The sequence below is a fragment of the Campylobacter sp. RM9331 genome (genome assembly GCF_020137685.1).
Classification (GTDB): Bacteria; Campylobacterota; Campylobacteria; order Campylobacterales; family Campylobacteraceae; genus Campylobacter_E.
This window is the reverse complement of the sequence record NZ_JACGBA010000001.1, coordinates 1-24,673: the sequence shown is the minus strand read 5'-3', so window position 1 is coordinate 24,673 and position 24,673 is coordinate 1. Positions and strand designations below refer to the sequence as shown.

Below are 24,673 nucleotides of genomic sequence, written 5' to 3'. Positions count from 1 at the left end.
CTATTGAATAAATATACATTAGCTAAAGAATTATTTATAGACAATTTAGAAAGCCTTAGATTTATCAATCTTGATAAATCTAAGATTGCTTATCATAAGATTATAACTTCATTAGAAAAGCCTTTAAAATTAGTATTGTTTTATGGTAAGCCAGGTTGTGGTAAGACTTTTTTATTAAATAAAATAGAAAAAGATTTAAAAGAAAAAAATAAAAAGATTATATTATTAGAACAGCCATTTTATTCAGAATCAGGATTTTACACAGAGTTGCATAGAAAAATTTTTAATGAATATGTAGAGATTGAAAAATACGAAGATTTTTTAAGAATTTTTAAGGATAAAGTTACTCAAACTCCCGAAGAATTAAAATACGATGGATATATGGTAATGCTTGATGAAGCTCAAATGTATCCTAATATATTAATAGAAAAAATTAGACTATTATCAGATACTAGAATGTTTAAATTCTTATTTACAGTTCATAAGACAATTGCTGATGAGGATATTTTAGCTCAAGAGCATTTTACTACTAGAATTTGGGAAAGTATTGAACTTAGTGAATCTAGTGAAGATGAAATTAAAACTTATATTAATAAGAAATTAGAAACTTTAAAGAATGGTTTGGATAAAGGATTTTTTAGTAATAAAAATTATAAGTTTATATATAGCGTTACTAAAGGAAACTTAAGAACTGTTAATATGTTATTGTATAAAGCATTTGAAATATATGAATTTTACGAGCAAGAAAGATTTAGTGAGTTTAGTAATCCAAAAATCAATGAAAAAGTATTAGAAATGGCTGCTCTTGATAAAGGTTTATTAAATGCTTAATTTACATGAAGTTATAGAATTAGAAAATAAATGGAAAATTTATTCAAGTAAGAAAAAAAAGAAAAAGTATATCTTTTTATACATATTAGCTTTTATTATATTTGTTATTTTTATATTTGCTTTAATATATTTTGCATACTCAAAAGGTGCTAGCGAATTAGAAACTAATGTAAAAAAAAGTAATAATGAAGTTAAAAAGATTATAAATGATACTAAGGTTAAATTAGAAAAAGAAAAAATATTAGATAATAAAAATATTATCAATAAACCAGTAGAAGTAATTAGTAATAAGCCAGATAATGATAAAAAATTAGTAGATATGCCTAAACAAGAAGAAGTTAATACTACTACTTTATCAGATACTACAAATAATGAAACTATATCATTAAGTATTATGAATATAGATGTTAAAAACTCATCTTTTAAATCAAATATAAGTGAAACAAAATCAAGTAATATTAAAAATAATAACATTATTAAAAATATACCTAAAAATATAGAAACTAACACAATAGTTATTACTGATTTAAATTCTAAGGCTACACCTAAGGTAGAAAGCAAAAAAGAATTAGATGATTTAGAATATTTGAAATTAAAATTTTCTGAAACTAATAGTATATATTTTGCTTTAGATATAGCTGATGTATATTATTCTAAAGGAGATTTTAAAAACGCTAGAGAATGGGCATTGACTGCAAATAAATTAGATGTTAAAAATGATAAATCTTGGGTTATGTTTGCAAAAGCAAGTTATAAATTAGGTTTAAAAGAGCAAGCTATTAATTCTTTAACTAATTATTTAAATTCTAATAGTTCAACTCGTGTTAAACAAACTTTAGACTTAATTAAAGAAGGTAAATTATGAGAAAAATTATTTTTTTATTAATAGCTTTAAATTGTTTTGCTATTAGTTTAGCAGACATTAATAAAGCTATTGAAAATCAAGAATATTCAAAAGTATGCAATAATTTAGTATATGATTTAGCTGTAAAAAATCAAGATGATGGATTGATGAATTTGTATGGTATTGCATGTTTAAGAACAGATTATATAAACAAACTATCAGCTGTTATTATTGCACTTAGAAATTCAAAAGAAGCAAGAGCTAATGCTGTTTATTATTCAACTATTTTATATAAGAAAAAATTATTGCATTCAGCACTAGTTGATAACCTTAATATAAGCTCTATTAAGCTACCTAAGTGCGATTATATTTTATCTGATATTTACGATGATTATATATCAGGTAATTATATAAAGGAAAATGATAAATATATTTTTAGATATAATGATAAAATCTATGAAATGAGTTTGAGATTTGATAAACCATTTACTAAGATGGTTTTAACTATTTTAAATTCAAACAATCAAATATTAGAAGTGAAAGAGTACTGGTAATGGAATTTGTAGATCGTTTAGGAGTTTTAGTATATAGAAGAAAAATGGAATTAAAAGACACTATTATGTCTTTTGAAAATCCACAAGATAAGTTAAATTATTTAAAAAGCGTTTTAGATGAAAGCACATTAGAATCTTTATTGATTGACCTTTATAAGACTAATGGTATTACTTTAGATGATATTGCATTACATTTTGAAATAGGTAATAAAGAATTTTTAGAAAAAATTGCACAAAAATTAAGATTTGAATATATAGATTTAGATTCGGTTGATATTAATTATAAGATTTCTGAAAAAATTCAGTATTCAGTTTTATCAAACTATGGATTTTTACCTTTTAAAGAAGATGAAATTAATTTATATGTAGCATATAAAGAACCATTTAATTTAGAAACTCAAGATAAAGTTCAACATTTATTTAGTAGAAAACTTGTTAAAAACTATGTCGCACATCCATCTCAAATTGATAGATATTTAAGTAAAATTCAATTAAATGAAAGCATAAAAGATATTATCAATGATATTAGAAAAGAGTTAAGCTCTGATCCTACAATGACTGGTGGAGAGCAAGATAGCTCTGGAATTTTAAAATTAATTGAAGTTATCCTTAGAACTTGTATTGTAAATCGCTCAAGCGATATTCACATTGAACCAACCGAGACAAACTGCATTGTTCGTGGTAGGATTGATGGTATGCTAACTGAAATATTTATTTTTGATAAAGATATATATCCACCAATGGTTTCTAGAATGAAACTTTTATCAAATATGGATATTGCAGAAAAAAGAAAACCACAAGATGGTAGATTTTCTGCTAGGGTTTTAGATAAAGAATATGATTTTCGTATTTCAACATTACCTATTATAAATGGCGAAAGTATAGTTTTAAGGATACTTGATAAATCAAAGATTTTAATTAGTCTAGGCAATCTTGGAATGCACCCTACAAATCTTGAAAGATTTCAAGCAGCAATGCATGCACCTTATGGGATTATTCTTGTAACTGGTCCAACAGGAAGTGGTAAAACAACTACTCTTTATGCTGCGCTTAATGATATGAAAAGCGTTGAAACTAAAATTATCACGGTTGAAGACCCTGTAGAGTATCAGTTGAATTTGATTCAGCAAGTGCATGTTAATGAAAAAGCAGGGCTAACATTTGCAGCTGCACTTAGGTCTATTCTAAGACAAGACCCTGATATTATAATGATAGGTGAGATTAGGGATGCTGAAACATTAACAATTGCTATTCAAGCAGCACTTACAGGACACTTAGTATTTTCAACTCTTCACACGAATGACGCAGTTTCAGCCGTTACTAGGATAGTTGATATGGGGGTTGAGCCTTATATGGTTAGTGGTGCATTAACAGCAATTGAAGCACAAAGACTTGTAAGAAAGCTTTGCCCTAATTGTAAGCAAGTTACAAAAATACCTGATAATTTTTATTCAAGAATTGAAAAGTATGTAAAAGAAGTAGAAAATCCACAATTTTATAAGCCTGTAGGTTGCCCTAAATGTTCTCAAACAGGCTATACTGGTCGTGAAATGATAAGTGAAATTCTACCAATCAGCGATAGAATTTCTTCTATGGTTGCAGCGGGTGCATCTAAAGAAGAGATTAGAAAAGTAGCTTATGAAGAAGGTTTTGTTGATATGTTTCATGATGGTATAGTAAGAGCTGCTAAGGGTGTTACTAGTGTTGATGAAGTATTAAGAGTTGCGAAAGAGTAATAAATGAAGAAATTTCAAGTTGAGTATATTAGTAAAGGACAAAAAAAGGTCTTAACTCTAACAGCACAAAGCAAGGCAAGTGCTGTTGAACAAGCTAAAAATAAAAATTTAGGTCGTATAGTAAAGGCTGGCGAAGTTCAAACCGTTTCGCTAGGAAGTGCTGTTGATAAATTAAAAAATTTATCTTTTTTTAAACCTACTATAAAATTACCTGATTTGATTGCTTCAATTAACCAATTAGGTGTTATGGCTGGTGCTGGTATTTCTATCCATGATAGTGTGAGAGAAGTTGCAAATTCAAGTGCAAATAAAAGGGTAAAAGAGATTTTTTCTAAAGTTTATGAGGACTTGAATGCTGGTCTTAGTATAAGTTTATCACTTGAACCATTTCAAGCTGAATTAGGTGATATTACACTAGCTATGGTTAAGCTAGGTGAAAGCACTGGTAAATTGGGTGAAAGTTTAAAAAAACTTGCAGAAATTTTACAAGAATTATATGACAATCAACAAAAGTTTAAAAAGGCTTTAAGGTATCCTATAATAGTTGTTACAGCTATTGCTATAGCATTTACTATCTTAATGCTTGTTGTTGTTCCGCAGTTTAAGGAGATATTTGAACAATTAGGGGCTAATTTACCACCTGCTACTAAGGCTTTGTTATTTATTGAGCATACTTTAAGAAATTATGGGATATATGTTTTAGTTGTGCTTATTGGTGGGATATTTGCTAGTAAAAGATTTTATGGAATTAATGATAATTATAAAGCTTTAGTTGATAGATATGCTTTAAAAACTTATCTAATAGGAAAGATTATTTTATTTGCTACTATGAGTAGATTTAATCTTATTTTTACAGAGCTAGTAAGAGCAGGTATTCCTATTGCAGATGCACTTGATACTTCACTTAGAACAATATCTAATACAACTATGAAAAATAAATTAAATGCTACTAAAGTTTCAATTTCAAGAGGGCTTAGCTTAACTGAATCTTTTAAAGAAACAGAACTTTATGAGAATATGCTTATTCAAATGATTAAAGCAGGTGAAGCCAGTGGTCAATTAGATGCAATGCTTGAAAAAGTTACTGGGTATTATAAGGAAAGATTTAATAATATTATAGATAACCTATCAAGCTATATTGAGCCAATTCTTATGTTATTTATTGCTGGTATGGTTCTTTTCTTAGCACTTGGTATTTTTATGCCTATGTGGGATTTAGGAAGCGCTGTAAAAAGCTAAATAAAATCTTTAGTCAAGAATTTGACTAAAGATAATACATTTCTTTATTAGTTTGAATTTACAATAATTTAACTAAGTTCTATACAATCACTAAGCTACAATATTTTTTAATTTGATAAATAGTTTTAATTTTAATGAATTAAAATAATCTTTGTAAGCTATTTGGTTTATAATATGAATTATAGATTTTGATAAGGTTTTATCTGTATTAGTAATTATTTAAAGGAGTTAAAATGACTAGAATATTAATGATTGAAGATGATTTAGAATTAGCAGAAATTTTAAAAGAATATTTAGAGCAATATGATATGAAAGTTGATATTGCTGATGAGCCATATATTGGATTGTCAAAATTAAATCTTACTACATATGATTTGATTATATTAGATTTAACATTGCCTGGAATGGACGGACTTGAAGTATGTAAAGAAATTAGAAAAAAATATACAAGTCCAATTATAGTATCATCTGCAAGACACGATATAAATGATAAAGTAGAAGCTTTAGAATTAGGCGCTGATGATTATTTACCAAAACCGTATGATCCAAAAGAATTAAAAGCTAGAATTACATCGCATTTAAGAAGATTTGAACAAATTCAAATAAGTGCAAACGAGCATAGCAACAAGACTTTAGAATATGATGAATTTAAACACGCTATTTATTTTAGGGGCAAAGAATTAGTTTTAACAAATGCAGAATTTGATATTTTAAGTTATTTAATTAAAAAAGAAGGTGGTGTAGTTAGCCGCGAAGAATTAATTTACAATTGTTCTTCAATTAATGAAGAAAGTTCTAATAAAAGTATAGATGTAATTATTTCTAGAATAAGACAAAAAATTAGTGATGATAGCAAAACTCCAACTCATATTCACGCAATTAGGGGAATTGGTTATAAGCTAACACAATGAAATCTAGTATTTTTTATGTAATTACTTTTATTTTTATATTAGCTACTTCAACTATAGGAATGGCGTTTATTTGGTTGATTAATTATGATAAGGATAATTATTCAAACGAACTAAACGCTAGATATTCTTACTTAGCGAATTTAAAACTCCAAGAATTAAATAATGCAATTACTGAAGATGAATTTAATTACAAACAAAATCAATTTAAACTTAAATTAATAGACCAAGATAGTAAAAAATTAATTTTATTTGATGCTATAACATTGGCTGAAGATAGTAATAACTTAGGAGCAAGTAAAATTCTTACAAGTAATGGTAAGAATTATTTATATATAATAGCAAATGATAAAGATTTCTTATATGAAGATACGAATTTTAATTCTTATAGATATATGAGTATTCAAATAATATTATGTATAGTTATTTTGGTTTTATTAATTAGTTATATATTCGTTATAGGTAAATTAAGACCTATTAGAAGACTTAAAAGACAAATTACAAAATTTGCTAGCAATGATTTAGATAATATAGAAAATATAAGCAAGGGTAATGATGAGATTTCTCAAGTTTCAGATGCTTTTTATCAAGCTATTAAAAAAATTAAAGATTTAAATACTTCAAGACAATTTTTTTTAAGAAATATAATGCACGAGCTTAAAACTCCAATTACAAAAGGTAGAATTACAGCTGAAATGCTAGAAGATACGAAATTTAAGCAAAGACTTATAAATGTATTTGATAGAATGGTTATTTTAATAGATGAATTAGCCGCAGTAGAGCAAATAACAAGTGGAGTTGCAAAAAATCCAAAGAAAATTTCAATTACTCACATTTTTAATGAAGCAAAAGAAATGTTGCTTTTAGAAAATGAAAAAATTAATATTATAAGTGATAATACTTTTGTAGTTTATGTTGATTTTAAACTATTTACAACTGCAATTAAAAATTTATTAGATAACGCTATTAAATATTCAGATGATAATGCTGTAAGAGTTATAATTTGCCATGAAAGTATAAAGTTTTATAACAAAGGTAAAAAATTAGATAAAAATATTGAGTATTATTTAGAGCCTTTTACTCAAGGTGGTAATAAGAGTTCAAATTCTTTTGGCTTGGGGCTTTATGTTGTAAATACGATTTTAGAAGCTCATAAATTGAAATTAAATTATAACTATGATAATGGTTATAATATTTTTGCTATTACTAATCTTGATAATATAATCAAAGAAGAAAAAACTCAAGAAAAATAACCTTTATTAACTTTAAAAAAGCTAAAATACTCGCTTATTTCACACACACCAATCCTTATTTGTTGCAACGCTAGTTGTATTTGGGTGTGGAGGTAAAAACAATTTTTTAAGGAGAAACCTATGGTTACAATGAGAGATTTATTAGAATGTGGTGTGCATTTTGGGCATCAAACAAGACGCTGGAATCCTAAAATGAAAAAGTTCATTTTTGGTGAGAGAAAAGGTATTTATGTAATTGATTTACAAAAAACAATTAGATATTTTAGATATACATACAATATCGTTCGTGATGCAGCAGCAGAAGGTAAAACAATTTTATTTGTTGGAACTAAAAAGCAAGCAACAGATGCTATTAAAGAATATGCAATTAAATGTGGAATGCCATATGTAAATCACAGATGGTTAGGCGGTATGATGACAAACTTTGAAACTATTCGCCAATCAATTAGAAAACTTGAAGTTATTGAAAGTATGCAAGAAGATGGAAGCATTAATTTATTAACTAAAAAAGAAGCATTAATGCTAAATCGTAAAAAAGAAAAATTATTAGATTATTTAGGCGGTATTAGAGACCTTAAAACTCGCCCTGATATGATTTTTGTAATTGATACAGTAAAAGAAAAAATTGCAGTTGCAGAAGCAAATAGATTAAAAATCCCAGTAGTAGCTCCAATTGATACAAACTGCGATCCTGATGTTGTAGATTTTCCTATCCCAGGTAATGATGATGCTATTCGTTCAGTTCAATTATTCTGCCAAGAAATGTGCGAAGCTATATTAGAAGGTAAAGCTTTAAGAGAACAAGATGGTGAAGTAGTTGAAAGAGCAGAAGTTAGCGAAGATGAAAAACAAGAAGTATTAGAAGAAGCTATGATGGAAGGGGAAATGTAATGGCAGAAATTACAGCAGCAATGGTAAAAGACCTGCGCGAAAGCACAGGTGCAGGAATGATGGATTGTAAAAACGCACTTAAAGAGTGTGATGGAGATATGCAAAAAGCAGTTGAATACTTAAGAGAAAAAGGCTTAAGTAAAGCTGCTAAAAAAGCTGATAGATTAGCAGCTGAAGGTTTAATTGGTGTTAAACTTTCAAATAATTTAGCAAGTTTAGTAGAAATCAATTCAGAAACTGACTTCGTTGCTAAAAATGATAAATTTATAGATTTAGTAAATAAAACAGTTGAACAAGTTCAAGTTAGTGGAGTTTGCGATGTTGAAAGTTTATTAAATAGCAATATTGATGGGGCTAAATTTGAAGATTATCTAAAAAATCAAATCGCAACTATTGGAGAAAATTTAGTTGTAAGAAGATTTGCTACTTTAAAAGCAAATGATAATGAAGCTTTAAGTGGTTATTTACACACAAATGGTCGTGTAGGTGTTATCGTTAAGGCTAAATTTAATAATGCTGCTAATAAAGCAAAAGTTGAAGAATTTTTAAAACAACTTTGTATGCATATTGCAGCTATGAAACCAAGTGTTTTAAGTTATAAAGATTTAGATAAGGAATTTGTAGAAGCTGAATATAGAGCTTTATGTGCTGAACTTGAAAAAGAAAATGAAGAATTAGTTCGCCTTAAAAAGCCACTTCATAAAATTCCACAATTTGCAAGTAGATTACAAATTACTGATGCAGTTTTAAAGAAAGCTGAAGAAGATATAAAAGCTGAATTAAAAGCTCAAAATAAACCAGAGCAAATTTGGGATAAAATTGTTCCTGGTCAAATGGCAAGATTTATAGCTGATAACTCAATTTTAGATTCTCGCCTTACATTAATGGGACAATTTTATGTAATGGATGATAAAAAAACAGTAGAGCAAGTTATTGCTGATAAATCAGCTGAATTAAAAGATGAATTAGTAATTGAAAGCTTCGTAAAATATGAAGTTGGCGAAGGCTTAGAAAAGAAAAACGAAGATTTCGCAGCAGAAGTTGCAGCTCAAATGGGTAATTAATGTTAAAAGCAAGCGGTATTGGTAAAAAATACGATGCCGTTTTATTTAACAATTTAAATTTAACTTTAAATCCGCAACAAACTTTAGCCGTCTTAGGCAAAAGTGGTTGCGGAAAATCTACATTATTGCATATTTTATCAACACTTTTAGCACCTGATAGCGGGGAAGTCTTTTATAAAGATAAGAATATTTATAAACTTAGCGAAGATGAAAGATTATTAATAAGAAGAAATGATTTTGGAATTATTTTTCAGCAGCATTATCTTTTTAAAGGATTTTCAGCTTATGAAAATATTGAATTAGCAAGTGTTTTATCAAATAATAAAATAGATGATGAGATAATTAATTTTTTAGGTATTAAAGAAATTCTAAATAAAAAAGCAAATGAATTAAGTGGCGGAGAGCAACAAAGAGTAAGTATTGCTAGAGTTCTTTGCAAAAAACCTAAAATTATTTTTGCTGATGAGCCAACTGGAAATCTTGACCCAACAAATGCAAAAATAGCTATGAAATTATTGATTGATTATGTTAAATTAAACAATTCAGCCTTATTTTTAATTACTCACGATGAAAATTTAGCTTTAATGTGTGATGATATTTTAAGGATAAATAATGGGTAAGTTAGTTTTTTTAAGTGGAGCTGGTCTTAGTGCACCATCTGGCTTAAGCACTTTTAGAGATAATGATGGTTTGTGGGAACAATATGATTTAGATATAGTTTGTAATTATCAAACTTGGATTAAAAATTTTAATTTAGTTCATGAATTTTATAATAAAAGAAGACTTGAATTAAGAAAAGTTAAACCTAATAAAATGCACGAGAAGATTGCTGAAATATCAAAGCGTTTTGAAGTTATTAATTTTACTCAAAATGTTGATGATTTATTAGAGCGTGCAGGGTGTGAAAATGTAATTCACTTGCACGGAAAATTATTAGAATTACACTGCACTAATTGTAATGATATTACTAAGCTTAATTTAAATGATGATTTGGAATTTAAATTTGAAAATTGTAAAAAATGCCAAAGTAAATTAATTAAGCCTAGTGTGGTGTTTTTTGGAGAACAAGCGCCATTTTATACTGATTTATATTCAACATTTTATAATCTTAATGAAGATGATTTGGTGGTTATCATAGGAACAAGTGGTGCAGTTATTAATATAAATTATTTATTAAGGTTTGCAAAATCTAAAAACATACTAATTAATTTAGAAAAAAATAAATATATAAATGAAGCTTTATTTTCTCATATTATTTATAAATCTTGTGATGAATGTATAGATGAATTAGAGCAAATTATTCAAGAATGGAACTCGTAAGATTATTTAGTGAGCAAAACATAGTTTTGTTTATGCTATTACTTGCTAGAATGAGCGGACTTTGCTTGTTTTTTCCATTTTATTCGCATTTACAAATTCCTGTGGTTATTAAGTCTAGTTTTGTTATTATTATGACTTTTTTTTTCTATCCATTAGCTCATACTAATATAACGCCAAATTATTTAGTTATTGCTCTTATAACTGAGCTTTTGTTAGGACTTGTTGCAGGTCTTTGTTTGCAGCTTACTTTTACGATTTTACAAATGAGTGGAGAACATATTAGTTTTATTATGGGTTTTTCTATGGCTAGCGTGCTTGATCCAAATACTGGTGCAAATACTCCTATCATTGGTCACTTTATTTCTCTTATTGCATTGCTTTTGTTTTTAGCTTATGATGGACATCATTTGGTTTTGTTATTTTGGGCAAAGAGTTTAAATGGTATTGCTTTAGGTGATTTTGCTTTGCATGATGGTTGGTTTAGACAGATAATGAATGAGACTAAAGACATATATTTAATTGGTCTTAGCCTTGCGTTTCCAATAATTGCTATATCAATGCTTAGTGATTTTGTATTTGGTTTGCTTATGAAAACAATGCCACAATTTAACCTTTTAGTGGTAGGCTATCCTATAAAAATAACGATAGCATTTATTGTTTTGATGACAATTTTAGCTACAATCTTGTTTTATTTTAAAGAATTGGTTTTAAAAGTGTTTTTACAACTTGAACTATTTGTAAGTTAGGAAGGTATAATGAATGCAATATTAATTAATAAAAATCCAGCAATTTCAAGATTAATAAGCCTTAGTTTGCAAAAATTAAATATTACTTATAAAGAAATAAATAATTTAGAAGAGCTTGAACCTTGTGATATTATAATAGCTGATAATGAGTGTGAAGTTGATATTAAATTATGTCAACAAATGTCTAAAAAACTAATTCTTATATTAGCAAAAAATGAAACAAGTAATGATGCAATAGTTATTCATAAACCATTTTTACCTACTGATTTTATAGATTTGATAAATAGTTTTAAAGACGAATTAAAAGAAGATTTTAATACTAGCGATTTAGATAATATTGATTTATTAAGTGATGATATTGATTTGGAAGAATTCAAAATAGATAATATCACTGATTTAGATAGTTTAGACTTGAATGATTTTGGTAATAGTTTAGGTTTGGAAACTAAGCTTGATTTAGATAATACTGATGAATTAAATTCTATAGATGATTTTAACATAGATAGTATTGAAGAACTTGATAATTTAAATAATGATGAATTATTGCAAGATGTAGATAGTTCTAATGATTTAACTTCTTTAGATGATGAATTACTGCAAGATTTAGAGAATTTAGATGATGTTGATAATAAATTTAGTGAAGAATTGGATAATATTGAAGAACTTGATAATTTAAATAATGATGAAGTATCTCAAGGTTTAGATGATATTAATAATGAATTAGATGAGAATTTAAGCACTCTTGATGATTTAAATTCTTTAGATAATGAATTAGATACTAAATTATCTGATTTTAATGAAGATGAGAATTTAAATAATGATGAATTATCGCAAGATTTGGATAGTTTTAATGATTTAACTTCTTTAGATGATGAGTTACCACAAGATTTAGATGATATTAATGATGAATTAGATGAGAATTTAAGCACTCTTGATGATTTAAATTCTTTAGATAATGAATTAGATACGAAATTATCTGATTTTAACGAAGATGAGAATTTAAATAATGATGAATTATCGCAAGATTTGGATACTTTAAGTGATATTGAGAATTTAGATGAATTAAGTAATGCTATTGTTTTAGAAGAAGATTTAAAAACTACGAAAGACATAGATGATTTAGAAGAGAATTTAAATAATGATTTAAATTTAGATGATTTGAATAACATTGATGAATTTTCATTACCTGAAAGTTTTGAAGAATTAAGTAGAGATTATCAAGATTTATTGCAAGATGATATTGATTTTACAAGTTCAAATGATTTAGAAGAAGATATAAACAATAGTTATGAAGATGATAATTTTAAAGATTTAGAAGATGATTTAAATACAGAAATAACAAATGATTTTGATGTTGTTACGGGTGATTTAGATGTAGCTGAAGATATGAAAGATGATTTTATTGATAGTGGTTTAGAAGAAGAATTTGAAGATGTGAAAGAAGATTTGAATGTTAATAATCATTTAGAAGATGTTCAAGATAATGAATTAGGTTCTTTAGCTGCTTTTGATGATATTAAAGATGATATTGAAGATATTCAAGAAATTGTAGGAGATGAAAAAGTGAGTGATTTTGATGATTTAAATGAAATTGAAATTAAAAAAGCGTTAGGGGAGGAAGTTGTAGAATTATTAAACAATAATGAAGATATAAAAGAACAAAATAATGATTTTACTAATAGCATAGAAGCAAATGTTGATGATGACATTAGTGAAGTTAGCGAAAATGTTACAAAAGCAGTAAATCAAGCTATTATCAATAGCACAAAAGGCACGAAAAATCGTATAAAAGATATAAATATATCAATTAATATAAGTTTTAAAGATTAATTATGGCAGGAATTTTATTAATATCAGGCCCAAGTGGTGCGGGCAAAAGCACACTATTAGAGCGTTTAGCACAAGATTATAATGATTTTTATTTTTCAATATCAGCAACCACTAGAGCTCCTAGAGCAGGAGAAAAAGAGGGTGTAAATTATTATTATTTGACCCACGAAGAATTTGAATTAGGAATTAAAAATGATGAATTTTTAGAGTATGCTAATGTTCATGGGAATTATTATGGAACGCCATTAAAACCAATTTATGACGCTTTAGAAAATGGTAAAAATGTTATTTTAGATATAGATGTTCAAGGTTTTAGAATAGTAAAAGATAAATTAGGTAAAGATTTTTTATCAGTTTTTATAAGTCCTGAGAATGAAAAAGTATTAAAAGAACGCCTTGTTTCTCGTGGCACAGAAAATCCTGATGTAATTGCTAAAAGACTTCATAATGCAACTGCTGAAGTTCAAGCTATTGGAAGATATGATTTTTTTATTATAAATGATGATTTGGAAAAAGCTTATAAAGAGCTTAAATTACTTTACCAAGCAGCAAACTTAAAAGTGTTAAATAAAGACATTAAAAAATTTATTTCAGAATGGAAAAAAGGAGAATAATATGGGAATAGGTAGTGGATGGCACTGGATTATTGTTTTATTAGTAATCATTTTATTATTTGGTGGTAAAAAATTACCAGAACTTGCAAAAGGCTTAGGAAAAGGTATTAAAACATTTAAAAAAGAAATGGCAGATGATACTACTGCAAAGCCTGTGAATGAAATTGATGAATTAGCTGATAATACTAAAAAAACTGAAGCTAATGAAGTAAAAAGCGAGCAAAAAGCCTAATGCTAAAGGAAAGTATTAAAGAGTATTTATCAAAAGTATTAGAATGCGAATTTAGTTTAGAAAGTCCAAAAGATAGAAATTTAGCTCATTTTGCAATGCCTTGCTTTAGCTTTGCAAAAGAGCTTAAATTAGCCCCAAATAAAATTGCAACAGATTTTGCAGAAAAATTGAAAAATTGTGAGATTTTTAGCAGTGTTGAAGCAGTGAATGCTTATGTCAATTTCAAATTATCAAATGATTTTTTAGATAAATTATGTAAAAATGCTTTAAATAACCCAGAAGATTTTGCAAAAAGTCCTAAAAAAAATTATAAAATCTTGCTTGAATATGTAAGTGCAAATCCTACAGGACCACTTCACATAGGGCACGCAAGGGGTGCTATTTATGGAGATAGTTTAAATAAAATTGCAAAACATTTAGGCTATACATTTGATACAGAATATTATGTAAATGATGCAGGTAATCAAATAGATTTATTAGGCGAAAGCGTTATTTTAGCTATAAGAGATTTTGTTTTAAAAGAAAATGTTGAATATCCCGAAAGTTTTTATGGTGGCGAGTATATGCAAGAACTTGCTAGGATTTTTTATGATAAATTCAAAGATGATTTTATAAATAACAAAACCAAAATAGCAAGTTTAGCTAAAGATGAAGTCTTAAAAGAAATCAAGCAAACTTTAGCAAATGCTAGAATTAAGATTGATAATTATGTAAGCGAAACTGCTTATTATCCAAAGCTTGAAGAAACTTTAGAAAAATTAAAAAAAGCCGAAGCAACATATTTAAAAGATGATAAATTATATTTAGCATCTACAAAATATGGAGATGACTTAGATAGAGTTATCGTGCGTGAAGATGGTAGGGGGACTTACTTAGCAGCTGATATTGTTTATCACGATGATAAATTAAGTAGGGGATATGATAAAGTTATTAATATATGGGGAGCTGATCATCACGGCTACATTGCTCGTGTAAAAGCTGCTATGAGTGCTTTAGGGCACGATGCTAATAATCTTGAAGTAATCCTAGCTCAAATGGTTAATTTGCTAAAAAACGGACAACCTTATAAAATGAGTAAAAGAAAAGGTAATGTCATTTTATTTAGCGATGTTTTAGATGATATTGGCGTAGATGCTTTAAGATATATTTTTATAAGCAAGCGTTGTGATAGCCCGCTTGAGTTTGATGTAGATGAGTTTAAAAAGCAAGATAATTCAAATCCTATTTTTTATATAAACTACGCACACGCAAGAATTCATCAAATATTTGCAAAAGCTAATAAAAACTTTAATGATGTAATTAATGTTAGTTTAAGTAATTTTAAGGATGAAAATGCACTTAATTTATTATTTGATGCTTTAGCTTTAAATGATGTTTTAGAAGACGCTTTTAATAGCAGAACTCTTTCTAAATTATGCGATTATTTAAAACAAATCGCAAGTTCATTTCATAAAATTTATAATGAAACTAGAGTTATTGGACATGAAAATGAAGAGCAATATTTAAAAATATTTGCTCAAGTTGCTTTATGTATAAAAACAGGTTTTAGCTTAATTGGTATAAATGCAGTAAGTAGAATGGAAAAAGAGTGAGTAAAAAACACAACAAATCCCCAGAGCAAGTAGCTTTGGGGGTAAATAAAATTTATAAAAGTAAAAAAATAGAAAGTTATGTAGTATTAGTAGTTTTAGCATTTTGTTCTTATGCTATTGGTGAATTAAGCTTTTTTAAGAACTTTGGAATATCAGCTTTAATAATTGCCGTAATTTTGGGAGCTGTTATTGGAAATTTCGCACATCATAATGTAAGCTTATTAAAAAAAACAGGTGCTTTAGGAGTATGCACTAAGCAGATTTTAAGACTAGGGATTATTCTTTATGGCTTCAGAATTTCTTTAAGTGATATTGAAAGCATTGGTTTAAGTGGAGTTGGACTTGCTTTTTTTATAGTTTTTTCTACATTTTTTATTGGCTTATTAATAGGAAAATTATTAAAAATAGACTTTTTACAATCAGCATTAATTGCTAGTGGTTCTAGTATTTGTGGAGCTGCTGCTGTTTTAGCTAGTGAGAGTGTGCTAAAAGGTGGTTCGGCAAGAGTTGGTATAGCAGTTTGCACCGTAGTTGTGTATGGTTGTATTGGAATGTTTGTTTATCCATTGGTTCAAAATCTATTTGATTTAGATGGTAGATTATTTGGCTTTTTAGTAGGCGGGACTTTACACGAAGTTGCACATGTTGTAGGAGCGGGTTCAAGTATAGGAGTTGATGGGGCAAATTCAAGTATAGTTATAAAAATGGTAAGAGTTTTAATGCTTGTTCCGTTTTTATTAATGCTTAGTTTTGGATTTAAAAAAGAAGAAAAAAAAGGCAATTTCTTAAATCAAATTCCTTGGTTTGCTTTAGGATTTTTACTAGCTTGTGGCATATCAAGTTTGCCTATTTTAAATACAGAATATGCTTTAAATGTTATAAAGCCTAATATTGCTATTTTTGATACATTTTTATTAAGCTTAGCAATGGTGGCACTTGGAGTAAATATTAGAAAGGATATGTTAAGCAAAGCTGGTCTTAAGCCATTTATTATGGCAGCAATTTTATGCGTATGGTTAGTGGTTGCGGCTTATGCTTATATAAAGGTGTTTTGTTAATGAGAGCAGAATGGCAAAAATGTGAATATATATTATTAGCATTACCTCATAAAGATAGTGATTGGTCGCCTTATTTAAATGAGATTTTAAATTCTTATTTAGAATTTGCAAAAGCTATTACAAATCATTGTAAGGTGCTTTTAGTTCATCACGAAAGTGCAAATCTTGATGAGTTTAAAAAGTTAAATAATATAGAGTTTTATTGTTTTAATACTAATGATACTTGGATTAGAGATTTTGGTCCAATTGATAATAATTTGGATTTTGTTTTTAATGCTTGGGGGAATAAATTTAGTTCTAATTTAGACAATGCTTTTAATGAAAATTTGTTTAAAAATTATCTTAAAAAAGACCTAAATAAAATTGATTTTATTTTAGAAGGTGGTAGCATTGATACTAATGGCAAGGTATTATTGACAACTACTGAATGTTTATTAAACGATAATAGAAATCAACAAAGCAAAGAAGAAATAGAAAATACACTTAAAAAATATTTAAAAGTTCAAGAAGTTTTATGGCTTGAAAATGGTGTAATTATAGGTGATGATACGGATTCTCATGTGGATACTTTAGCTAGATTTATTGATGAAAATACTATCGCTTATAGTTCTTGCGAAGATGAAAATGATGAAAATTACGCTAGTTTAAAAGCCTTAGAAGATGAGCTTAAAAAAACTAAATATAATCTAATCTCACTACCAATTCCTAGCCCAAAACATTATAATGGCAAAAGATTAGGCTGCACTTATGCTAATTTTGTGTTTGTAAATGATGCTTTAATAATGCCTTGTTATGATGATAAAAACGATGAATTAGTAAGACAAAAATTACAAAAAGCTTTACCTAATCATAAAATTATTTTAGTGAATGCCTTAGTCTTCGTAAGGCAAAATGGTTCATTACATTGTTCTTGTATGAATATATTTGAAGAATAATTTTATTTTCATAATTACTCTTTTTAATTAATTTTTTAATTTATAATAAAATTTTTATTTTAAAAACAAGGGGTAATTATGAAAAATATTTTAGATTTAGTAGGCAATACACCAGTAGTTAAACTCAATGCTTTAACAAATGACAAAATGGCTCAAGTTTATGTAAAACTTGAGAAATTTAATTTAAGTGGCAGTGTAAAAGATAGAGCTGCTTTAGCTATGATAGAAGAAGCTAAATTACAAGGAAAATTAAATTCTAATTCAATCATTTTAGAGCCAACTAGTGGAAATACAGGTATTTCTTTAGCGTTGATTGCTAGATTAATGGGCTATAAAGCTTGCATAGTAATGCCTGATACTATGAGTAAAGAAAGGCGAGATTTAATAAAAACTTTCGGAGCTGATTTAATTCTTACGAGTGGAAAAGATGGTATGAAAGGTGCTATTAATAAAGCTTTAGAATTAGCAAAGAGTGATAATAGATATATAATCTTACAACAATTTGAAAATCCAGCAAATACAAAAGCGCATTATACGAAAACAGCAGAAGAAATCATAAAAGAATTTAAAACTCTTGATTATTTTGTAGCAGGAGTAGGCACAGGCGGGACTATTAGTGGTGCTGGTAAGAGATTAAAAGAGCATTTTAAAGATATTAAAGTAATAGCAATAGAGCCAGAGCAATCTCCAATGCTTAGTAAAAATACAGCAGGAGCGCATAAAATTCAAGGAATAGGGGCTGGATTTGTTCCTGCTATTTATGATGCTAGTGTGGTTGATGATATTGTTTGTGTAGATGAAGCTGATGCAATTAATATGGTAAGATTATTAGCTAGTAAAGAAGGATTATTATTAGGAATTTCATCTGGTGCTAGTATATTTGCAGCTTTAGAATTGGCAAAAACTTTACCAAATGATAAAAAGATTTTAGCAATAGCTCCTGATGGCGGAGAAAAATATATTTCTATGGGGATTTTTGATGTTTGATAATTTAAAATATGATTTAGAAAATATTTTAAAAAACGACCCAGCAGCAAGAAATAAATTAGAAGTTTTTTTATTATATCCTGGCGTACATTCTGTGTTGTTTCATCGTTTAGCGCATTTTATGTATAAGAAAAAATTATTTTTTATAGCTAGATTTATATCTCAATTTTCAAGATTTTTAACAGGTATAGAAATACACCCAGGAGCAATAATTGGCAAAGGCTTATTTATTGACCACGGAATGGGAGTTGTGATTGGAGAAACGACTATTATAGGAGATAATGTTACTATTTATCACGGGGTTACTTTAGGTGGCACAGGTAAAGTTAGTGGTAAAAGACATCCTACCATTGAAGATGGAGTAATAATTGGAGCAGGCGCTACTATCTTAGGCAATATCACAATTGGTAAAAATGCAAAAATCGGTGCGAATGCTACTATTTTAAAAAATGTATCGCCAAATACAACAATGGTAGGAACTATAGGAAAGGAAATAATCAAGAATATAAAATAACTAGAATTTGATAATATCTTGAAAACTTATAAGGATAAAAATATGTTAAAAATTGGTTTAGTATCACAAAAATATAGCGAAAATATGAGAGAAATCACAAAAGCAAAGATTAAAAATGTTGCTAAAAAAGGTGCAAAATTAGTAATTTTACAAGAATTACACCAAAGTGCTTATTTTTGCCAAGTGCAAAATACTAATAATTTTGACCTAGCTAGTGATTATGAAAATGATTTGATTTTTTGGAGCGAAGTAGCAAAAGATAATAATATCGTATTAGTTACATCTTTATATGAAAAACGCCTAGAAGGTTTATATCACAATACCGCTATAGTTTATGAGAGTGATGGAAGTATTGCAGGAAAATATCGTAAAATGCACATACCTGATGATCCGCATTTTTATGAGAAATTTTATTTTACTCCAGGTGATTTAGGTTTTCATGCGATTGATACAAGCGTAGGAAAATTAGGAGTTTTAGTATGTTGGGATCAGTGGTATCCTGAAGCTGCAAGACTTATGGCTTTAGATGGAGCGCAGATTTTAATATATCCTACAGCTATTGGTTGGCTTTATGAAAACGGCGTTAGTGATGATAGTGAAACTATGCAAGACCAATTAAATGCGTGGCTAGGCGTTCAAAGAGGACATGCAATAGCTAATTGTTTGCCTGTTGTGGGGGTAAATCGTGTTGGTTTTGAAGATATAAGTCTTAGTGGCGAAAGCAGCATTACTCAAAATGAGAAAAAACATTTTATAAATAACAATGAAACTACTAAAAATGGTATTGATTTTTGGGGTAATAGTTTTGTATATGATGCACAAGGTAAAGAGCTATTTAGAAGCAATGAAAGCGAAGAGCTTGAAGTAGTAGTTGCTATAGATATGAAAAAATGCGAACAAATAAGACGCTGGTGGCCGTTTTTAAGAGATAGAAGAATAGAACATTATTCTAATCTAACAAAAAGAGCTATAAAAGAATAAATTATTTTGGAATTTAATTAGGAATTAGCATCAAGCTAATTTCTAATTGCTAGGATATTTTATGGCTTTTAAAAACGCAATTATTGATGATAGATTAGATAAAAAATACTCACTTTCTTATATCTACGGAGAACATACTAATAGTTGGTATGGCAGACAATGTCATAAATTTCCTTATGATTGGTATATTGTAATAGATGAAGAATTAGACTGCTGGTTTATGAATTGTATGTATTTTGATGACCCTAAACTAGACCATGCAGAGCTTAATAAATCTTTGTGGATTTTATATTATAAAGGCGAGCATATAAGGATAATTTTAGATTATGATATCAAACAAGAGATTGATAATGTAGTTTATAATAGAGTTTATAAAATTCTTTCTATAAAAGATAATAAAACATTAAGTGAAAAAGAAATAATAGCTTTATTGAAAGAAATATTAGCTGTTTATAAATGGAATGGAAGCTTAAATAATGATAAAGAATTTAAAGCATATATAATAGATGAAGTGTTTGAAGATATTTTGTAAAAAAAATTAAATCATTTTAGAAATATAAAGGATAAAAATGTTTTATAAAGAATGTGAGCTTTGCTCTTGTAAGATTTCAAAATTAAAATTATATACCTATAAAAAGGATTTAGGAATTTATACTTTAAAATGTCCTAATTGTAATGCTTCTTATGGATTGAAACTTAAAGTATATTTTGTAATGATTTATGCTATTTTGAATGAGATTTTAGGATGGACTGCGTTTTTGCTACCATTTTTTTGTGTGTTTTTATGCAGTGATTTTGTGAGTAAGAATGTTGCTTTTTTAATCTTTGTATGGCTTGTATCTTTTTTAGGTATTGGGCTTTTTGTGGTAATACTTGAGCATTATTTAAATTTATTTATATTTTCTAAATTTGTTTTAATTGATGATAATGAGAAGTTAGAAGTTAAAAAAACTAGATTAATTAAATTAAAAGATTTTTTCATAAAGCTTATAAAAAGATGAAAATGTTTTATAAAGAATGCGAGTTTTGCTCTTATAATATTTCAAAGCTAAAATCATTTTCTTATAAAAAAGACTTAGGTATTCATACCTTGCAATGTCCTAATTGCAAGGCTTTATATATTTTAAAAGGCAAAATATCAAGATTAAAAATTAGCGAAATGATAAATATTATTTTTGGTCTGTTAGATTTTAGTATTGCATTTTTTATAGCTAGGGCTTTTGTTTATGATAATATTTTAATTTTTATAATTTTGTTTTTCTTAGTTTTTGTGATTTTATCTTTTATATTCTCTATTATTCAGCGTTATTTGGATTTATTAGTATTTGCAAATTTAAGTTTAATTAAAGATATAAAAACTAAAGATAATTGGCTTAAAAAAATAAAATATTATATTTTTTATAAAAGCTAATTCTTATTTTAAATTCCTTAAAATTTTAAAGAATTAAAATATGAATTTTATTTTCAAAAAAAGGAGAAATAATGGCTTTTAAAAACGCAATTATTGGCGATAATTAGATAAAAAATACTCACTTTCTTATATTTACGGAGAACATACTAATAGTTGGTATGGCAGACAATGTCATAAATTTCCTTATGATTGGGATATTGTAATAGATGAAGAATTAGACTGCTGGTTTATGAATTGTATGTATTTTGATGACCCAGAACTTGACCATGCAAAGCTTAATAAATCTTTGTGGATTTTATATTATAAAGGCGAGCATATAAGGATAATTTTAGATTATGATATTAGTCAAGAGATTGATAATGTAGTTTATGACAAAGTCTATAAAATCCTTTCTATAAGAGATAATAAAACATTAAATGAAAAAGAAATAATAGCTTTATTGAAAGAAATATTAGCTGTTTATAAATGGGACGGAAGCTTAGATGAAAAAGAAGAATGCACAATTTATGTAAGAGAAGAAGTATTGAAAGATGAAGTGTAAAAGAATTTGATTGTTGGTTTAAAGATTTTATTTTTTAGTTTTTTGATTAATAAATTATGCTTTAAAAAGTTAAAGGCATAATTTATTTAATCTTTTATTAATCTTCTATCAATTTATATCCTAATGACGCATTATATATTATAAAACTATGGCAAGTATCAACTTGAAATTTATCAGAATCAGATTTAGGTTCTAAATCTACATTGTCATACCATTTTTTACACCAATCAGGCAAGCACGCATCTTGTATAACATAGCCTACTTCTACAACTTTATTATTTCTAGGGTCTGTTTTGAACGCACATTTTTTACCATAATTCATATTTCCTTGAGTTACTATGGTTTTATCAGGATATGTTCTTATGATTTTAGCTGTGTTAGTATTAGAATTGTTGTTATGGTTTATAACATTATTTACATTTAAAAGTTCTGGCATAACGCAACCTGTAGATATAAAACATAACGCACTAGCCATAATTATATTAATTTTTTTACTCATTTTCTCTCCTTTATATTAGTTTTTTATTTTAATAATATAATACTTATAATTGACTTAATACAGAATATCAAAATTAATACTTCATCTTTTTAAATTCTCTTAGTTTTATTTATTTTTTGTAAATTTGTAACAATTTTGTAATTTTTTACGATTTTTATGCTTATTTTTCACATTAAATTCACATAAAAATCCTAGCATTTTCTTAAATCAATTTAAGGAGAAGTTATGAAAACTAAAATTAGTATGATTTTATTATTATCATCTTTTGCATTTGCGATAGACCCAAGTGTGAATAAAACCAAATCAGAAACAGGCATTAAACAAGCTAAAATGAATTGGGTAGTGCCAAGTGCTATGAATGATGATGGGTATTTAGATGAAGAAAAATTACCTAAAGGCTCAAAATATATTGAAGCAGTGATTTTAGGCAATAAAATCCTAAATGAAACCACATATTACATAGGTCCAAAGGCAAAAGATGAGAGTAAAAGATATGCAGGAAATAATTTATCTTGCAGCAGCTGTCACGCAAATGGCGGGACTATTCCTTATGAATCAGGTTTTGTAGGAATTTATGCTAGATTTCCACAATACTTAGCTAGAGGCGATGTAGTCGCTACTCTTGAAAATCGTATAAATGGCTGTATGGAACGCTCTATGAATGGTAAGCCATTGCCTATTAATTCAGTAGAGATGAAAGCAATTGTAACTTATATGCACTATTTAAGCCAAGGTGTGCCAGTAGGTGCTAATGTTGAAGGGCAAGGACTTACTCAAGTAAAATTATTAAATAGAGCGGCTGATCCTAAAAAAGGTAAAGTTATTTATGAAGAAAAATGCTCAGCTTGTCACGGCGAAGATGGAGCAGGAATGCTAAATGACGAGCAAAAAGGTGGATATTATGTATATCCTGCTTTATGGGGAGATGATAGCTATAACACAGGTGCTGGAATGTATAGACTAATAAAAGCAGCTTCGTATATTAAAGGTAATATGCCAAAAGGTGATGCTACTTTAAGTGATGAAGAAGCTTTTGATGTAGCAGCTTATATTAATTCAAAACCAAGACCAATTAAGGCTAATCGTGAAGCAGATTTTCCCGATAGAAGGACAAAACCACTTGATATGGATGTAGCTCCTTATGATGATGATTTTAGTATAGAGCAACATAGATTTGGACCTTATATAAAAATGCAAGAAGTTAGCAAATCTAAAGCAAAATAAGTAAAAAAGGAATTTCAATTTTGAAATTCCTAAAATCTTAATTAAATTTAACATTATTTATATTTTTAAATTTTAAAATTATGTTTTATTTAAAGTTTCAAAAGGAGTATGTAATGTTAAAAACTATAAAAGCAAAACTTGGTTTTGTTATTATTTTAGGATTGTTTGTTTTATTTTTGATGCTTTATTTATTTTACAATAATAATCAAAAGACAATTCAAGCTAATTCAAATGAGGTAGCAAGAATTATGCAAGTTGATATAGAAGAAAAATTAAAAATATCAACTGATGCAATGATTAATGCGCTTTCAATTCATTTAAAAGATTTACAGAGTGAAAAAGAGAAAATTGATTATATAGCACAAGCTATAGAAAATTTTAGATTTGACAATGGTAATGGGTATTTTTTCGTTTATAAAGATACCACAGCAGTAGCTCACCCAGTTAGCAAAAAGCTAATAGGACAAGATTTAAAGGGAATGCAAGCTCCTGATGGGACTTTTTTTATTCAAGAATTAAGCAAAAAGGCTAATTCTGGTGGTGGTTTTGTAACCTTTCCTTTCCCTAAACCAGGCACTGATATTACAGCACCAAAATTATCTTATGTAGCATTAATACCTAATACAAATTCTTTATGGATTGGAACAGGTGTTTATTTAGATGAGATTGATAAGAATACTCACGAGTTAGAAAATTTAATCAATAGTAGTTTTGTTACGACATCTATTATTGCTTTATTTGTATTTATAGTGGTTTTTATCCCTTATATTGTATATGTGATGATGTTAATAGTAAAATCTTTAAGCAAATTAAATAATGGTATTAACGAATTCTTCTCTTTCCTAAACCACGAAAAAGAAGACGCTCAT

General features: G+C 27.6%; 28 protein-coding genes. 27 read left to right on the top strand and 1 reads right to left on the bottom strand.

The features are described 5' to 3' along the window. The first annotated feature begins 3 nt into the window (after positions 1–3). The 25 genes from AVBRAN9331_RS00140 (at position 4) to AVBRAN9331_RS00020 (ending at position 22,081) form a co-directional block, all read left to right on the top strand. Positions 4–831, top strand: a complete 828-nt coding sequence (locus tag AVBRAN9331_RS00140; RefSeq protein WP_214115747.1) for an ATP-binding protein — start codon at positions 4–6, stop codon at positions 829–831. Further along, positions 824–1,696: a CDC27 family protein gene (locus AVBRAN9331_RS00135; protein WP_336612176.1), complete on the top strand. Its 873-nt coding sequence runs from the start codon at positions 824–826 to the stop codon at positions 1,694–1,696. The genes AVBRAN9331_RS00140 and AVBRAN9331_RS00135 overlap by 8 nt, the downstream gene beginning before the upstream one ends. Then, positions 1,693–2,229, top strand: a complete 537-nt coding sequence (locus AVBRAN9331_RS00130) for a hypothetical protein (RefSeq protein ID WP_214115745.1) — start codon at positions 1,693–1,695, stop codon at positions 2,227–2,229. Before AVBRAN9331_RS00135 ends, AVBRAN9331_RS00130 begins: the two co-directional genes overlap by 4 nt. A 44-nt stretch (positions 2,230–2,273) precedes the next feature. After that, entirely contained in the window at positions 2,274–3,965 is a 1,692-nt protein-coding gene (locus AVBRAN9331_RS00125) for a GspE/PulE family protein (RefSeq protein WP_442862230.1), read from the top strand. A gap of 3 nt (positions 3,966–3,968) precedes the next feature. Then, positions 3,969–5,204, top strand: a complete 1,236-nt coding sequence (locus AVBRAN9331_RS00120) for a type II secretion system F family protein (protein ID WP_214115743.1) — start codon at positions 3,969–3,971, stop codon at positions 5,202–5,204. Between the two features lie 233 nt (positions 5,205–5,437). Then, a complete protein-coding gene (locus AVBRAN9331_RS00115) occupies positions 5,438–6,115 on the top strand; it encodes a response regulator transcription factor (RefSeq protein ID WP_214115742.1) in 678 nt (225 codons plus the stop codon). Beyond that, on the top strand, positions 6,112–7,365 hold the full coding sequence (locus tag AVBRAN9331_RS00110; RefSeq protein ID WP_214115741.1) for an ArsS family sensor histidine kinase: 1,254 nt from the start codon (positions 6,112–6,114) through the stop codon (positions 7,363–7,365). The genes AVBRAN9331_RS00115 and AVBRAN9331_RS00110 overlap by 4 nt, the downstream gene beginning before the upstream one ends. Positions 7,366–7,485: 120 nt before the next feature. Further along, on the top strand, positions 7,486–8,256 hold the full coding sequence (gene rpsB, locus AVBRAN9331_RS00105) for a 30S ribosomal protein S2 (protein WP_214115740.1): 771 nt from the start codon (positions 7,486–7,488) through the stop codon (positions 8,254–8,256). Then, a complete protein-coding gene (gene tsf, locus AVBRAN9331_RS00100; RefSeq protein ID WP_214115739.1) occupies positions 8,256–9,320 on the top strand; it encodes a translation elongation factor Ts in 1,065 nt (354 codons plus the stop codon). Before rpsB ends, tsf begins: the two co-directional genes overlap by 1 nt. Continuing rightward, the gene (locus AVBRAN9331_RS00095) at positions 9,320–9,940 is read left to right on the top strand and encodes an ABC transporter ATP-binding protein (RefSeq protein ID WP_336609571.1); all 621 of its coding nucleotides are present in this window, start codon (positions 9,320–9,322) and stop codon (positions 9,938–9,940) included. The genes tsf and AVBRAN9331_RS00095 overlap by 1 nt, the downstream gene beginning before the upstream one ends. Next, entirely contained in the window at positions 9,933–10,640 is a 708-nt protein-coding gene (locus AVBRAN9331_RS00090; protein ID WP_336612175.1) for an SIR2 family NAD-dependent protein deacylase, read from the top strand. The genes AVBRAN9331_RS00095 and AVBRAN9331_RS00090 overlap by 8 nt, the downstream gene beginning before the upstream one ends. Further along, positions 10,628–11,386 carry a flagellar biosynthetic protein FliR gene (gene fliR, locus AVBRAN9331_RS00085; RefSeq protein WP_214115736.1) on the top strand — a complete coding sequence of 253 codons (759 nt, stop codon included), beginning with the start codon at positions 10,628–10,630 and terminating at the stop codon, positions 11,384–11,386. Before AVBRAN9331_RS00090 ends, fliR begins: the two co-directional genes overlap by 13 nt. 9 nt (positions 11,387–11,395) lie before the next feature. Next, complete coding sequence (locus tag AVBRAN9331_RS00080; protein WP_336612174.1) at positions 11,396–13,216, top strand: hypothetical protein; 1,821 nt, start codon at positions 11,396–11,398, stop codon at positions 13,214–13,216. Between the two features lie 2 nt (positions 13,217–13,218). Beyond that, positions 13,219–13,830, top strand: coding sequence for a guanylate kinase (gene gmk, locus AVBRAN9331_RS00075; RefSeq protein WP_214115734.1), 612 nt, complete (start codon positions 13,219–13,221; stop codon positions 13,828–13,830). Position 13,831: 1 nt separating this feature from the next. Further along, positions 13,832–14,062, top strand: a complete 231-nt coding sequence (gene tatA / locus AVBRAN9331_RS00070) for a twin-arginine translocase TatA/TatE family subunit (RefSeq protein WP_214115733.1) — start codon at positions 13,832–13,834, stop codon at positions 14,060–14,062. Further along, positions 14,062–15,654, top strand: a complete 1,593-nt coding sequence (gene argS / locus AVBRAN9331_RS00065; RefSeq protein ID WP_336612173.1) for an arginine--tRNA ligase — start codon at positions 14,062–14,064, stop codon at positions 15,652–15,654. The genes tatA and argS overlap by 1 nt, the downstream gene beginning before the upstream one ends. Further along, complete coding sequence (locus AVBRAN9331_RS00060) at positions 15,651–16,712, top strand: YeiH family protein (RefSeq protein WP_239803498.1); 1,062 nt, start codon at positions 15,651–15,653, stop codon at positions 16,710–16,712. The genes argS and AVBRAN9331_RS00060 overlap by 4 nt, the downstream gene beginning before the upstream one ends. Beyond that, complete coding sequence (locus AVBRAN9331_RS00055) at positions 16,712–17,647, top strand: agmatine deiminase family protein (protein ID WP_336607558.1); 936 nt, start codon at positions 16,712–16,714, stop codon at positions 17,645–17,647. The genes AVBRAN9331_RS00060 and AVBRAN9331_RS00055 overlap by 1 nt, the downstream gene beginning before the upstream one ends. A gap of 78 nt (positions 17,648–17,725) precedes the next feature. Next, positions 17,726–18,634, top strand: a complete 909-nt coding sequence (cysK, locus tag AVBRAN9331_RS00050; protein WP_336612172.1) for a cysteine synthase A — start codon at positions 17,726–17,728, stop codon at positions 18,632–18,634. Further along, positions 18,627–19,148 (top strand): serine O-acetyltransferase EpsC, encoded by a 522-nt coding sequence (gene epsC, locus AVBRAN9331_RS00045; protein WP_214115729.1) that lies wholly within the window; start codon positions 18,627–18,629, stop codon positions 19,146–19,148. Before cysK ends, epsC begins: the two co-directional genes overlap by 8 nt. Positions 19,149–19,190: 42 nt before the next feature. Next, positions 19,191–20,129 carry a carbon-nitrogen hydrolase gene (locus tag AVBRAN9331_RS00040; RefSeq protein ID WP_442862284.1) on the top strand — a complete coding sequence of 313 codons (939 nt, stop codon included), beginning with the start codon at positions 19,191–19,193 and terminating at the stop codon, positions 20,127–20,129. A gap of 61 nt (positions 20,130–20,190) precedes the next feature. Further along, positions 20,191–20,661 carry a hypothetical protein gene (locus tag AVBRAN9331_RS00035; RefSeq protein WP_336612171.1) on the top strand — a complete coding sequence of 157 codons (471 nt, stop codon included), beginning with the start codon at positions 20,191–20,193 and terminating at the stop codon, positions 20,659–20,661. 37 nt (positions 20,662–20,698) lie between these two features. Next, positions 20,699–21,130 carry a hypothetical protein gene (locus AVBRAN9331_RS00030; RefSeq protein WP_214150257.1) on the top strand — a complete coding sequence of 144 codons (432 nt, stop codon included), beginning with the start codon at positions 20,699–20,701 and terminating at the stop codon, positions 21,128–21,130. Positions 21,131–21,132: 2 nt separating this feature from the next. After that, positions 21,133–21,540, top strand: coding sequence for a hypothetical protein (locus AVBRAN9331_RS00025; RefSeq protein WP_336608416.1), 408 nt, complete (start codon positions 21,133–21,135; stop codon positions 21,538–21,540). A 229-nt stretch (positions 21,541–21,769) separates the two neighbouring features. Beyond that, the gene (locus tag AVBRAN9331_RS00020; protein ID WP_336612170.1) at positions 21,770–22,081 is read left to right on the top strand and encodes a hypothetical protein; all 312 of its coding nucleotides are present in this window, start codon (positions 21,770–21,772) and stop codon (positions 22,079–22,081) included. Between the two features lie 97 nt (positions 22,082–22,178). On the opposite strand, the gene AVBRAN9331_RS00015 is transcribed toward AVBRAN9331_RS00020, so the two are convergent. Then, positions 22,179–22,580, bottom strand: coding sequence for a hypothetical protein (locus AVBRAN9331_RS00015; RefSeq protein WP_214150614.1), 402 nt, complete (start codon positions 22,578–22,580; stop codon positions 22,179–22,181). A gap of 225 nt (positions 22,581–22,805) precedes the next feature. On the opposite strand from AVBRAN9331_RS00015, the gene AVBRAN9331_RS00010 reads away from it, so the two are divergent. Both AVBRAN9331_RS00010 and AVBRAN9331_RS00005 read left to right on the top strand, forming a co-directional pair. Further along, positions 22,806–23,804 carry a c-type cytochrome gene (locus AVBRAN9331_RS00010; RefSeq protein WP_214150613.1) on the top strand — a complete coding sequence of 333 codons (999 nt, stop codon included), beginning with the start codon at positions 22,806–22,808 and terminating at the stop codon, positions 23,802–23,804. A 113-nt stretch (positions 23,805–23,917) separates the two neighbouring features. After that, a partial coding sequence (locus AVBRAN9331_RS00005) for a cache domain-containing protein (RefSeq protein WP_336612169.1) occupies positions 23,918–24,673 on the top strand: 756 nt, incomplete at its 3' end.